Origin of the sequence: Catenuloplanes nepalensis (genome assembly GCF_030811575.1) — a bacterium.
Classification (GTDB): Bacteria; Actinomycetota; Actinomycetes; order Mycobacteriales; family Micromonosporaceae; genus Catenuloplanes; species Catenuloplanes nepalensis.
The window spans coordinates 6,744,975-6,758,459 of record NZ_JAUSRA010000001.1; the positions used below are offsets into that span (position 1 = coordinate 6,744,975).

Below are 13,485 nucleotides of genomic sequence, written 5' to 3' on the forward strand. Positions count from 1 at the left end.
CTTGACCTCCCCAGCCCCGGCCTGGCCCGAAGCTGGCCGCTGTGGGATGACCCGGCCGGAAAACAGCCGTGCCAGGCTTCACACAGTGCTGCCGAAGACTTCGTCGCGGACGGCGTCGAGGGCAGTGCGGAGCGCCCCTTGGAGGACCGGTTCCTCGGTGACCTCGGTGACCACGACCTTCGGTGCGACCAGCGTGGTCGCGGCGACCTCGTGCTGAACGCGTTCGGCGAGTGCGCTGCCGCCGGCCTGGCCGACTTCGCCGGCCAACACGACCATGGGTGGGTCGAGGATCACGGCGGCGCCGGCCACGCCGAGGGCGAGGCGGGCGGCGAGATCGTCCAGGAACGGGCCGCCCTGGGTGCCGGCGGCGACCGCCGCGCGGACCACGTCGGCCGCGGACGCGCCCCGGAAGCCGTGCTCGCGACCGGCCGCGCGGACCGCCTCTGCGCCCGCGAGCAGCTGGAACGCGCCCTTCGCACCGCGCTTGCCGGTGTCCCGCGGGATGGGCGCGCCGGGGACGGGCAGGTATCCGATCTCGCCGGCCGCGCCGGTCGAGCCCTGGTGCAGGCGTCCGCCGAGTACGACCGCGAGGCCGACGCCCCGGCCGGCCCAGAGCAGCAGGAAGTCGTCGACGCCGCGGGCCGCGCCGACGTGCGCCTCCGCGATCGCGGCCAGGTTGACGTCGTTGGCGAACGCGATCGGGGTGTGCAGGTCCTCGCCGAGCGCGTCGCGGAGGCCGTGCCGCCAGCGGGGCAGGTCCCACGCGAAGCGGATGTCGCCGGTGTCCGGCTCGACCAGGCCGGGTGTGCCGAGCACCACCCTGCGCACCGTGGCCATCTCCGCGTGTGCGCTGGTGGCGGCCTGGACGACCGCGGTGTGCACGACGCCGACCGGGTCATCGGTGTCCTTCGTGGACAGTTCCACGCGGCCGATCACGGCGCCGGTGATGTCCGCGCACGCGGCGACCACCCGGTCCGGGCCGAAGTCGACGCCGACCACGTGGGCGCTGTTCGGTGTGACCGCGTAGAGCTGCGCGTTCGGACCGCGGCCGCCGGCCTGCTCACCCACCCGGGTGACCAGGCCGCGTTCCTCCAGCCGTTCCACCAGCTGGGATGCGGTGACCTTGCTGAGGCCGGTCATCTCGCCGAGCTGCGCGCGGGTGAGCGGTCCGCGGGCCAGCAGGAGCTCCAGGGCGGCGCGGTCGTTCAGGGCGCGGAGCAGGCGCGGAGTGCCGGGTCTCGGCGTGACGGCCATGCGTCCCCCTAGTATTTAGGAAACTTTCCAATTACTGTGGCAAGCCTTGACTGAGATAAGCCGTAGCGTAGCTGTGACACCCTGACACCCTGGTCCCACATACGGTCAGGACGCCGCTGGCTCCGGCTGACACTGGGGGTAATTGATGACCACCATCGATCCCGGGCTGCGGCGCCTGGCACTGGGAACGCTGCTGGCGGCGTTCCGGGGCCCGGTCGCGCCGGACTGGGCCCGCGGACTGACCGCCGAAGGGCTCGCCGGGTTCACGCTGTTCGGCTACAACGTGGAGACGCCGGAGCAGCTCGCCGCGCTGACCGCGTCGCTGCGCGAGATCCGGCCGTCCGTGCTGCTCGCGATCGACGAGGAGGGCGGCGACGTCACCCGGCTCGCGCACGCGACCGGCAGCCCATATCCCGGGAACGCCGCGCTCGGCGCCGCCGGTGACGTGGACGCGACGCGCGCGATATACCGGTCGATCGGCCTGGACCTGGCCGCGCTCGGCATCAACATCAACCTCGCGCCGACCGTGGACGTGAACTCCGCGGACGACAACCCGGTGATCGGCACCCGCTCGTTCGGCGCCGACCCCACGCTGGTCGCGGCGCACACCGCGGCCGCGGTCGCCGGCCTGCAGGAGGCGCGCGTCGCCGCCTGCGCCAAGCACTTCCCCGGCCACGGCGACACGGTCGCGGACTCGCACACCGAGCTGCCGACCGTCGACGTGCCGCTCGACGTGCTCCGGACCCGGGAGCTGCCGCCGTTCGAGGCCGCGATCGGGGCGGGCGCGCGGACCGTGATGACCGCGCACATCCGGGTGCCCGCGCTGACCGGTGACGATCCGGCCACGTTCAGCCCGGCCGTGCTGCACGACCTGCTGCGCGGCGAGTTCGGCTTCACCGGCGCGGTGATCACGGACGCGCTGGAGATGAAGGGCGCGGCCGTAGCCGCCGGCGGGATCGCCCCGGCCGCGGTGCGCGCGCTGGCCGCCGGGGCCGACCTGCTCTGCATCGGCGCGGACGTGGACGCGGACCTGGTCGAGGAGATCGTCACGGAGATCGTCGCCGCGGTCGCGGACGGGCGGCTGTCGCCGGACCGGCTCGCGGACGCCGCGGGTCGCAACGCCGCGCTCGCGACCTGGACCGCGCAGCCGGCCGTGCCCGGACCGGTCGACCCGTCGCTGCCGGACGTCGTGGCGCGCCAGGCGATCCGGATCGACGGGTCGGTCGACGGGCTCGACCTGACCGGGCCGCTGATGGTGCAGCTGGGCTCCGCGTCCAACATCGCGGAGGGCCGGGTGCCGTGGGGGCTCGGCGGGTTCCTGCCGCACGCCGACCTGATCCACGTCGCGGCGGCGGAGGTCACGGCGCAGGCGCTGTGCGACCGGGCCGGCACTCGGCCGATCATCCTGGTGGGGCGGCACATCCACCGATTCCCGGCGAGCCGGGCGCTCGCGGAGGCGCTCGCGGCCGGGCACCCTACGGTGATCGTGGAGCTGGGGTGGCCCTCGTCGTCCTGGCTTCCGGCGGGGGCGCGCGCGTTCATCCGCACGCACGGCGCCACCCAGCCGCTGGCGAAGGCCGCAGCTGCGCTGCTCAAACCCTGAGACCCCGCAGCGGTACGTGACAACGCCCGCCCCGGCGCCCTCCCGGCACCGAGGCGGGCGTGCCGCTTCGCGAATCTCGGGACGGGCGTGGACCGTTGTTGCCGCTGCGGGTCTCGGCGAGTGGGCGTTCACCGACAGCTCACAGCGTCGCCCTGCGCCACTGAGCCCCGCACAACCGAACCCCGCGCGACTGCGCCCTGCGCAACCGAACCCCGCGCAACCGAGCCCCGCAACTGCGCCCCGCGCAACCGAACCCCGCGCAACCGAGCCCCGCGCAACCGAACCCCGCGCAACCGAGCCCCGCGCAACTGCGCCCCGCGCAACCGAACCCCGCGCAACCGAGCCCCGCGCGACTGCGCCCCGCGCAATCCAACCCCGCGCAACCGCGCCCCGCGCAACCGAGCCCCGCGCAACCGAGCCCCGCGCAACCGAGCCCCGCGCAACTGCGCCCCGCGCAACCGAACCCCGCGCAACCGAGCCCCGCGCAACTGCGCCCCGCGCAATCCAACCCCGCGCAACCGAGCCCCGCGCAACTGCGCCCCGCGCAATCCAACCCCGCGCAACCGCGCCCCGCGGGCACGTCGGGCCCTAAATTTCACTTTATTAAGCGATTTATGAGACCGACTGGATCTCCGAATCGCATCGGGGACTGTCGGACAGAGGCGAAGATCCTTTCCTACCGCATGGACCTTTCGATGGCACTGAAAGGCGATGCGGTAGGGAAGGATCTTGAGCAGCATCGGGATGCGGATGATCTGGACCGCGATATGCCGAATTTCGGGCAGCGCAGGGCAGGGGTAGGGCTCGGCGTGGAGCGGGGTGCGGTCAGTCCTCCAGGCCGTAGAAGGACCAGCCGCGGTCGGGGAAGCCGGCGTTCTCGGCGACCCGGGAGGAGCCGACGTTGGTGACATCGTGCAGGTAGGTGGGGATCGCGCCCTCGTCCAGGATCCGGCGCGCGGCCTGGGCGACCAGACGGCGGGCGAGGCCCTTGCCGCGGGCTTCCGGTTCCGTACCCACGGAGATCTCGTTGCCGTGCCGGTCGTGTCGCTTGATGCCGACGCCGGCCAGGTAGGCGCCGGTCTCCGGGTCGCGGTGGATGAGCACCTCGGGGGCGAAGACGCGCAGCCACTCCGGCACCACCGGGTCGCCGACCGGGGTCCACTCGCCGGCGTCGGCCAGCGGAGCCGGGTCGGTGGTCCAGCGGAAGAGGCCGTGAAAGGCCTGCCGGTCCGGGGTGCCGACCGCGTCGGGCACCTTGGCCAGCAGGTCCTCGATCGGCAGGTCGGTGAGCGCACGCAGGGCAGGCACGCGTGGCAGCGCGGCGGACAGGACCGTGCCGGTGGCCGGCGAGCCGACGCCGAGGAACGGATGGATCTTGCCGTCCCAGCCGGGGAGGGTGCGCCGCTCGGAGCCGACGACCGTCAGCCCCTGCCGCGGTGGCCACTGCCCGAGCCACGCCACCAGGTGGTGATAGAGGCGCTTGTCCAGCATTGTGGCGCTCCTTGCCGAGGCTCGGGTGAGTGGCGGGTCAGTCCGCGAGTGGAGTCAATCAGCTTTCCGGCCCGACTGTGACGATGCAAGCGAAGCGGACGGAGACCACAGAAAAGCGGCGCGAACCGGCCCGCGCCCGGTTCCTGCGCCAGTCACGTCGGTCGCCGTGGTGGGCGGCCGAGCCGGGCGGTAGGCGAACCGCCTGATGATCCGATCCGAGCCACGGAGACCGCCTGACACCCGACCGGGCCGGCAGGGCCTGACACCTGAACCGGGCGGCAGGCGGACGCTCCGGCACGTGCGTTGGCCGCCGAGGGGTCCCGACCAACCGCGAGACGAAACGCGGGGAGCGCGGCCGGACGGGCCGTCGGGTGAGACGGCCCGGTCGGCGTGGGTCAGAAGGCGGAGTGGTTGCAGGTCACCACCGCGTAGTCACCGGTGCTCCGGTTCTCCTTGACCACCTTGCCGTCGATAGTGATCTTGCAGGCGATGTCCTCGGCGCCGGCTCCGTCCTTCTGTGCCACGATGCTGACGTACAGGAATTCGTCGGCGCTGGTCAGCTCCTTCTTCCAGGGCAACGCGGTGCCGTTGTCCTGCGACGAGTCGGCTCCAAGCATGTAGGTGACGCCGGCCTTCGCCGGGCCGGTGACCTCCAGCACGATCTTCTGGCCCTCGCCCTTCGGGCCGCCGGCGGCGGCGCTCTCGACGACTGCACTCGCCTGCGGGGTGGCGGCGGCCTGTGCTCCAGGACCGGCGGCGCTGCCGCCGTCCGTGGCTCCAGCGCCGCTGCAGGCGATGCCGGTGAGAGCCAGCACGAGGGCTGAGATCACGATCGCGGACCGACGCATGAGGTCTCCCTGATTCCTTTGTGGACTGTCGACATGCGAGTCTGCCGCGCACGCCATGCGAAACGATGTCCACTTTCCGGGCTGACCTCATGCCAGCCGGCTGACTGGTGGCTCAGCCGATGAGCCGGCGATGCGCGACGGGCGGTGAGCGACGACGAAAACCGGTTGCTCCACCGCCCGGACCGGCGGAGCCGTCCCGGGGATGCGCGCGGGAAGCGCGTACCCCCGGGGCGGTTTGTCAGCCTGCGGCTGAGGTCTTGACCAGGGTGCGGATCTGGCGGAGCAGGACCGAGAGCGCGGCCAGATCGCCGGCGGACTCGCCGAAGTCGGTCATCGACTTGCGGGCGCGGGTCAGGGCCGACGAGTTGGCCTGTTCCCAGGCGTTGACACGGTTCTCGGCCGCCATGGTGTCGTCGGAGGACTGGAGGACCTCGGCCGTGAGCGCGGCCAGCGCCGCGTAGAGGTCGTAGCGCAGCGCCATCCGGGCGAGCGTCTGCCAGCGGTCGTTGCGCGGGAGCGCGGAGACCTTGGACAGCAGCGCGTCGACGCGGAGGCGTTCGGAGAGGACGAAGTAGACCTCGGCGACCTCGTTGACGTCGCGGCCGGTGACGGATGCGGTCTCGACGATGTCGAGCAGGCCGAAGCTGTAGACCAGCCGGGTGGCCCAGACCGCGAGGTCGCGCGGCACGGCCTGCTCGGTCATCTCGGCGACGCGCGCCTCGAAGGCCTGCAGTTCGGCGCCCTGGAGCTGGCGTTCCAGGCGCGGGAGCAGCGCGGCGATGCCGGACTGGAGGCGGGCGGTCTCGCCGGGTACGTCCAGTGGGGAGCGCCGGTTGCCGACGATCCAGCGGACCGCGCGGTCGAGCAGGCGGCGGCCCTCCAGGTAGACCAGGATCTGCGCGGACGTCGGGATGACGTTGTCCTGGGCCTCGATCGCGGCCCACAGGTCGCGCAGGCCGAAGACGTCGCGGACCACCGTGTACGCCCGGATCACGTCGGAGGCGGAGGCGCCGGACTCGTCCATCGCGCGGTAGACGAACGACGTGCCGCCGCGGTTGACCACCTCGTTGACCAGCGCGGTCGTGACGATCTGGTGGCGCAGGCGGTGGCCGGGCATGCGGTCGGCGTAGCGTTCGCGCAGCGCGGTCGGGAAGTAGTTGGCGAGCACCTCCGCGGTCCACGGCTCGTCCGCGATCGGGTCGTCCTCCAGCTCCCTCTCCAGGACGATCTTGGTGTACGCGAGCAGCACCGCGAACTCGGGCGCGGAGAGTCCGTGCTCGCGCGTGTCCAGCTCCGCGTCGCTCGGCAGCGCCTCCAGGTCACGGTTGAGGTGCCCGGCCGCGACCAGGTCGTCGATCATGCGGCGGTGCACCGGCAGCAGCGAGCGGGACTGCGCGCACGCGGTGCCGAGCGCGCCGGCCTGTTCGTAGTTGTCGCGCAGCACCAGCGCGGCGACCTCGTCGGTCATCTCGGCCAGCAGCGCGTCCCGGTCGGCGACGGTCAGTTCGCCGTCCGCGACCGCGCCGCCCAGCAGGATCTTGATGTTGACCTCGTGGTCGGAGCAGTCGACGCCGGCCGAGTTGTCGATGAAGTCGGTGCCGATCTTGCCGCCGTTGAGCGCGAACTCGATCCTGCCCCGCTGGGTCAGGCCCAGGTTGCCGCCCTCGCCGACCACGCGTACCCGCAGCTGGCCGCCGTTGACCCGGATCGGGTCGTTGGCCTTGTCGCCGACGTCGCCGTGCGACTCGGACGCGGCCTTCACGTAGGTGCCGATGCCGCCGTTGAACAGCAGGTCGACCGGGGCGAGCAGGATCGCGCGCATCAGCTCCTGCGGGCTCATGTTCGCCGGACCGGCCAGGCCCAGAGCGGCGGCCGCTTCCGCGGAGACCGGGATGGACTTGGCGGTACGCGGGAACACGCCACCACCAGCGGAGATCAGCGCGGTGTCGTAGTCGGCCCACGAGGAGCGCGGCAGCGCGAACATGCGCTGCCGTTCCGCGAACGAGGTGGCCGCGTCCGGGTTCGGGTCGATGAAGATGTGCCGGTGGTCGAACGCCGCGACCAGCCGGATGTGCTCGGAGAGCAGCATGCCGTTGCCGAACACGTCGCCGGACATGTCGCCCACGCCGACCACGGTGAAGTCCTCGGCCTGCGTGTTCAGCCCCAGGTCGCGGAAGTGCTTCTTGACCGACTCCCAGGCGCCGCGCGCGGTGATGCCCATCTTCTTGTGGTCGTAGCCGGCCGAGCCGCCGGACGCGAACGCGTCGCCGAGCCAGAAGTCGGCCGCGACCGAGATCTCGTTCGCGATGTCGGAGAACGTGGCCGTGCCCTTGTCCGCCGCGACCACCAGGTAGGGGTCGTCGCCGTCGTGCCGGACCACCTCGCGCGGCGGGACGATCTTGCCGCCGGAGATGTTGTCCGTGACGTCCAGCAGCGCCGCGATGAACTGGCGGTAGCAGGCCACGCCCTCGGCCAGGAACGCGTCACGATCGGTCGCGGACGGTGCCTGCTTGAGGACGAAACCGCCCTTGGCCCCGACCGGCACGATCACCGCGTTCTTCACCATCTGCGCCTTGACCAGGCCGAGGATCTCGGTGCGGAAGTCCTCGCGCCGGTCGGACCAGCGCAGGCCGCCGCGCGCGACCGCGCCGAAGCGCAGGTGCACGCCCTCGAAGCGCGGCGAGTAGACGAAGATCTCGTACTTCGGGCGTGGCGCGGGCAGGTCCGGGATCGCCTGCGGGTCCAGCTTGAACGCCACGTACGACTTCGGCCGGTTGTCCTTGCCGCGCTGGTAGAAGCTGGTGCGCAGGGTCGCCAGCATCATGGTCAGGAAGGACCGCATGATCCGGTCCTGGTCGAGGCTGCTCACCTCGTCCAGCCGCTCGGTGATCTCGGCGACCATGGTGTCCGCGCGCTTGGTGCGCTCGGCCTCGCCCAGTTGCAGCCACGGCGAGAACCGGGTCTCGAACAGCCGGACCAGCGCGGCCGCGATCGCCGGGTACTGCACGAACGTGGACTCCATGTACTCCTGCGAGTAGACCGCGCCGGCCTGGCGCAGGTACTTCGCGTACGCCCGGAGCACCACGACCTGCCGCCAGGTCAGGCCGGCGCGCAGGACCAGCTCGTTCAGGCCGTCGACCTCGGCCTCGGCGCGCCAGGCGGCCGCGAACGCGTTCTCCACGTGCGGCCGGACCTCCTGCAGCGCGCGGTGCGAGTCGGGCAGCCGCAGGCCGAAGTCGTAGAGGAAGACCGAGGCCGGGTCGAGCGAGATCTCGAACGGGCGCTCGTCGAGCACCCGGACGCCGAGCGAGTGCAGCACCGGGAGCACGTCGGAGAGGACCATCGGCTCGCCGTACCGGAAGACCTTGAACCGGACCTCGTCGTCCTGCGAGAACAGGTGCATCTCCAGCTGGCCGGCCTCTTCGAGCAGCTCCAGCTTGGCCAGGTCCTGCACGGACTCGTACGGGTTGTACTCGTCCTTGTAGCTCTCCGGCAGCGCCTCGACGTACCGGCTGTAGAGGCGTTTCGCCTGGCCGTCGCCGAGCTTGCGGTCCAGCACCAGGCGGAAGTCGTCGTCCCAGAGGCGGGTCGCGTAGGCCAGATCCTCGGCGAGCGCGTCCGCGTTGACCATGCCGGGCGGGTTCGCCGGATCGGTCCGGATGATCAGGTGCACGCGCGCCAGCGTCGACTCGCTGACCCGGGTGGTGTAGTCGACGCCCACGCCGTTCAGCTCGCGGAGCAGGATCTCCTGCATGCGCAGCCGGTTGACCGTGGTGAACCGGTCGCGCGGCAGGTAGATCAGGCAGGAGATGAACCGGCCGTAACCGTCGCGGCGCAGGAAGAGCCGCAGCTGGCGGCGCCCGGCCATGCGGAGCACGCCGATCACCGCGTGGTAGAGGTCGTCCACCTTGATCTGGAAGAGCTCGTCCCGGGGGTACGTCTCCAGGATCGCCATCAGGTCCTTGCCCGAGTGGCTGCGCGGCGACAGGCCGGAGCGCTCCACGATCTCCGCGACCTTGCGCTTGACCACGGGCAGCTCGGTCACGGAGGTCCGGTACGCGTCCGTGGCCAGCAGGCCCAGGAAGCGCCGCTCCCCCACCACCTCGCCGGCCGCGTCGAACATCTTGATGCCGATGTAGTCGAGGTAGGCGGAGCGGTGCACGGTCGCCCGCGAGTTCGCCTTCGTGATGATCAGGAGGCGCTTCTCCAGCACCTTCGCGTACGCCTCCGGGGTCATCGTGGAGAGCACGCGCGGCGCCTGCTGGTCGGCCCGCAGGATGCCCAGGCCGGAACCCATCGTGGCCCGCAGCAGCTTCTCGTCGCCCTCGCCGTCGACCAGTTCGTACTCCCGGTAGCCGAGGAACGTGAAGTGCTCCTCGGCCAGCCAGTTCAGCAGCTCGATCGAGTCGGTCAGGTCCTTCTCCGGCACCGGCGGGCGGTCCGGCGTGTCGCGCACCGCGGAAAGCTCGACCGCGATGTCCAGCGCGCGCTGCCGCATGCGCGGCCAGTCATCGACCGCGTCCCGCACGTCCGTGAGCACCCGTTGCAGCTCGCGGTAGAGCGCGTCGCGGGTGACCGTGTCGCGCACCGGGTCGACGTCGATCCGCATCCAGCTCTCGAGCAGGTCGCCGTCGATGCCCTCGTCCGGCTCGACCTCGGCCGCGACCTCGGTCAGCGCGCCCAGCGGCTCGCGGCGCACCACCAGCAGCGGGTGGGCCAGCAGGTGTATGTCGAGGTGGTAACCCTCCAGCAGCGCGGTCACCGAGTCGACCAGGAACGGCATGTCGTCCGTGATCACCTGGATCACCGTGCGGCCCTGCTCGGACAGCTCCTCGATGGTCAGCTTCAGCTCGCCCGGGACGCGCTGCGCGGCCAGCTCGCGGTGCTTGAGCGCGGCGTCGAGCAGCGCCTTCGGCGTGTAGCCGACCAGCTCCTCATCGGCCGCGAACCGCCAGAACCGGTCCACCAGGCTCGCGGTGTCGTGATCGTCACCGGCCAGCGCGACCGCCTGCGCGACCAGCCGTTCCGCGTTCGGCAAGGGCTCCTCGAGCTCGGTGTCCTCCACCTCGCGGGCGCTCACCCCCGACTCGATCGCCTCGGACCCGGAGGCCGGGACGGCCACCTCGTCGTCCTGGGTGTTGTCGTCCCCGCCGGTCACCTGGCGCCGGTCCATCGGTGCAGCTCCCCTCGCCCCACCACGCTGTGGGTCCGTTCCTCGACCCTGAGCCTAGGCCCTCGGCACGGAAGATCACTTGCGCGACCGTGTGGGTGTCCCGCCAGTCGGGCCGGGTCACACCGTCCCATCCTCTGCCACAACGGGATTTCCGCTGGTCAAAACCTTCAAACCCCTTCGCGGGTACGGTGGGACGTTCTTTCCCACCGTTTGGGTGGTTCCGGACGTCCACCACTTGTAAACCGATCTCCACTACCGTTGCGGGCATCGATTCCGGCCTGTCGGAAGGTAATCCATGCTCAGGCTCCGCACGACCGCCGTGACGGCCCTGCTCCTCGCGAGCACGTCGCTCACCGCGTGCTCCGGCTCGGACGGTCCCGGCGAGATGTTGAACGCGTTCCTGGCCGGCTGGCGCTCCGGCAACATGGACGGCGTCGGCGTCGTCTCCGCGGCCGGGCAGACGATGAGCGCGGCGGACGTGACCGCCGCGATCCAGGCGCTGTCCGGCCAGCTGAAGGAGACGCCGCCGGAGCTGTCCGCGCCCGAACCGGCCGAGGACAAGACGCTGGCCACCGGCGACGTGAAGGTCTCCTGGACGCTGCCCGGCGGGCGCCGCTGGGAGTACCAGACGCCGGTCCGGCTCAGCAAGGGCGATGACGCGTGGCGCGTGGTCTGGGAGCCCGCGGTCGTCCACCCGCAGCTCAAGGAGGGCGACGAGCTGCGCGTGCAACGGATCGCCGGCACCCGCGCCGCGATCCTGGACGCGGCCGGCACCTCGATCTTCAGCGACCGCAAGGTCGTCGTGGTCGGACTGCACCCGAAGCTCGCCACCTCGCTCGATTCCACCGTGGCCACGCTCGGCGCCGAGATGAAGCAGTTCGGCGTGGACCTGAGCGGGCTCAAGGCCGAGGTCGAGGCGGCCGAGCCGGACGCCGAGGTGGTCGTCGCCACGCTCCGGGACACCGACTACGCCAAGGTCAAGTCGAAGATCGAGAAGCTCCCCGGACTGCAGACCCGCGAGGAGACCCGGTTCCTGGCACCGACCCGGGTCTTCGCCCGCGCGCTGCTCGGCACGGTCGGCGACGTGACCAAGGAGGACATGGACGCGGCGCCGGGCACGTTCGAGATCGGCGACCAGATCGGGCACGGCGGACTACAGGAACGGTACGACGAGCAGCTGCGCGGCACGCCCGGCGAGGCCGTGGTGATCACGCAGGCCGCCCCCGCGGGCGAGCCGACGTTCACCGAGCTGTGGCGCGCCGAACCGGCCCCGGGGAAGCCGATCAGGACGACGCTGGACCCGAAGATCCAGACGGCCGCGGACGACGCGGTGAACAAGGAGACGAAGCGGGCCGCGCTGGTCGCCATCAAGATCTCGGACGGGTCGATCGTGGCGGTCGCGAACGGGCCGAACGGCGGGGCGGAGAACCTCGCGTTCACCGCGCAGGTGCCGCCCGGGTCGACGTACAAGATGGTCTCCACGCTCGGCCTGCTCGACGCGAACATCGTCGGCAAGGACAGCCCGGTCGACTGCCCGAAGACGTTCACGGTCGACGGGCGGACCTTCAACAACGCGTACGACATGGCGCTCGGCACGGTCCCGTTCCACACCGACTTCGCCCGGTCCTGCAACACCGCGTTCGCGGCACTGTCGGCCAAGCTGGGCGCGCCGGGCCTCGCCGCGGCCGGCGCGCAGCTCGGCATCGGCGGGACGTGGGACGTGGGCGCGGACGCGTACACCGGCAAGGTCTCCTCCGGCACGCCCGCGGCGGAACTGGCCGCGGCCGCGTTCGGCCAGGGCAAGACCGTGGTCAGCCCGCTCGCGATGGCCGCGGCCACGGCCGCGGTCGCCCGGGGCGCGTTCGTCGCGCCGAAGCTCGTGATCGACCCGGCCCCGGCCGGGTCACCGGCCCCGGCCGCGCCGCTCAAGGAGACGTCGGTGACCGCGCTGCAGGCGATGATGCGCGAGGTGGTCACGGACGGCACGGGCGCGGATCTCAAGTCCGTGAAGGGCGACCCGGTGTTCGGCAAGACCGGCACCGCGGAGTTCGACGACTCCGACCTGGACAAGACCCACGGCTGGTTCGTGGGCTGGCGCGGCGACATCGCGGTGGCGGTCTTCGTCGAGGAGGGCGGCACCGGCGGCGGCGCGGCCGTCCCGCTGGTCAAGTCCTTCTTCTCCGCGCTGTAGCCGCACCGCACGATCAGCGAGGCGTCATCCGGGTCGTTCCGGCGACTCGGATGACGCCTCGCTCGTGCACGGCCGGTGACGTAGCGGGCCGGCCCGCGGCCCGGCTCCCGTCAGCCGGCGTCGCCGGAATCCGGACTCGCCCGGCGCAGCCGGCCGGGACCAGCCGGCGGCATGGGGCCGGGCTGCGCGGGATTCGCACCGATGAGACGTCGAAGGCGCCCCAGGACCGTGGGCGGCGAGGTGCCGTCGGGCCGGTTCGCCACCGGCGCCCCTGCCGCCCCGGAGTCGCCGGAGTCGCCGGAGCCGCCGCTCAACGGCTCGTTCTCCGCGACCGGCTCGGCGTCACCGCTCTCCACGGGCGTCACCGCTTCCGCCGACGGCTCGACCTCCACGGCCGAATCGGCGTCAGCCGGCCGCCCGGTCTCCGCAGCCGAATCCGCTACCGCCAGCGGCTGCCGCTCCTGCGCCGGATCGATTTCCGCCGACGTTCCAGATCTCACGGCCGAATCCGCTTCCGCCGGCAGCTCAGGGTCCGCAACCGAGTCGGCCTCCGCCGGCCGCCCGGTCTCCGCAGCCGAATCCGCTTCCGCCAGCGGCTCAACCTCCACAGCCGCACCGGCCTCCGCCGGCGGCCCGGCGTCCGCAGCCGAATCCGCTTCCGCCAGCGGCTCAACCTCCACAGCCGCACCGGCCTCCGCCGGCAGCCCGGCGTCCGCGGCGGCCGAATCGGCGTTCGCCGACGGCTCCCGCTCCGCACCGGAAGCATCTCCCGCCGGCGACTCGGGCTTCACGGGAGATTCGGTCTCCGTCGGCAGACCAGAAGCGGCAGCGTCCGCGGCATCCGCCGACGGCCGTGGCTCCTCACCCGAATCAGCTTCCGCCGGCGACTCAGCCTCCACACCCGAATCGACCTGCGACCGCAGCC

General features: G+C 71.9%; 7 protein-coding genes. 2 read left to right on the forward strand and 5 right to left on the reverse strand.

The window, feature by feature from the left end; all coding sequences use genetic code 11:
* Positions 1-78: 78 nt before the first annotated feature.
* Entirely contained in the window at positions 79-1,254 is a 1,176-nt protein-coding gene (locus tag J2S43_RS28980) for an ROK family transcriptional regulator (RefSeq protein ID WP_306834561.1), read from the reverse strand.
* 145 nt (positions 1,255-1,399) lie between these two features.
* Here J2S43_RS28980 and J2S43_RS28985 point away from each other — a divergent pair, with 145 nt between their 5' ends.
* Positions 1,400-2,857, forward strand: coding sequence for a glycoside hydrolase family 3 protein (locus J2S43_RS28985; RefSeq protein ID WP_306834563.1), 1,458 nt, complete (start codon positions 1,400-1,402; stop codon positions 2,855-2,857).
* Between the two features lie 128 nt (positions 2,858-2,985).
* On the opposite strand, the gene J2S43_RS28990 is transcribed toward J2S43_RS28985, so the two are convergent.
* The 4 genes from J2S43_RS28990 to J2S43_RS29005 all read right to left on the reverse strand — a co-directional run bounded on the left by J2S43_RS28990 (position 2,986) and on the right by J2S43_RS29005 (position 10,369).
* A complete protein-coding gene (locus J2S43_RS28990) occupies positions 2,986-3,768 on the reverse strand; it encodes a pentapeptide repeat-containing protein (protein ID WP_306834565.1) in 783 nt (260 codons plus the stop codon).
* The gene (locus tag J2S43_RS28995) at positions 3,683-4,348 is read right to left on the reverse strand and encodes a GNAT family N-acetyltransferase (protein ID WP_306834567.1); all 666 of its coding nucleotides are present in this window, start codon (positions 4,346-4,348) and stop codon (positions 3,683-3,685) included. The genes J2S43_RS28990 and J2S43_RS28995 overlap by 86 nt, the downstream gene beginning before the upstream one ends.
* Before the next feature lie 395 nt (positions 4,349-4,743).
* Positions 4,744-5,196 (reverse strand): MmpS family transport accessory protein, encoded by a 453-nt coding sequence (locus tag J2S43_RS29000; protein WP_306834569.1) that lies wholly within the window; start codon positions 5,194-5,196, stop codon positions 4,744-4,746.
* A gap of 238 nt (positions 5,197-5,434) precedes the next feature.
* The gene (locus J2S43_RS29005) at positions 5,435-10,369 is read right to left on the reverse strand and encodes an NAD-glutamate dehydrogenase (RefSeq protein WP_306834571.1); all 4,935 of its coding nucleotides are present in this window, start codon (positions 10,367-10,369) and stop codon (positions 5,435-5,437) included.
* A 295-nt stretch (positions 10,370-10,664) separates the two neighbouring features.
* On the opposite strand from J2S43_RS29005, the gene J2S43_RS29010 reads away from it, so the two are divergent.
* A complete protein-coding gene (locus tag J2S43_RS29010) occupies positions 10,665-12,560 on the forward strand; it encodes a penicillin-binding transpeptidase domain-containing protein (RefSeq protein ID WP_306834573.1) in 1,896 nt (631 codons plus the stop codon).
* Positions 12,561-13,485 lie beyond the last annotated feature (925 nt).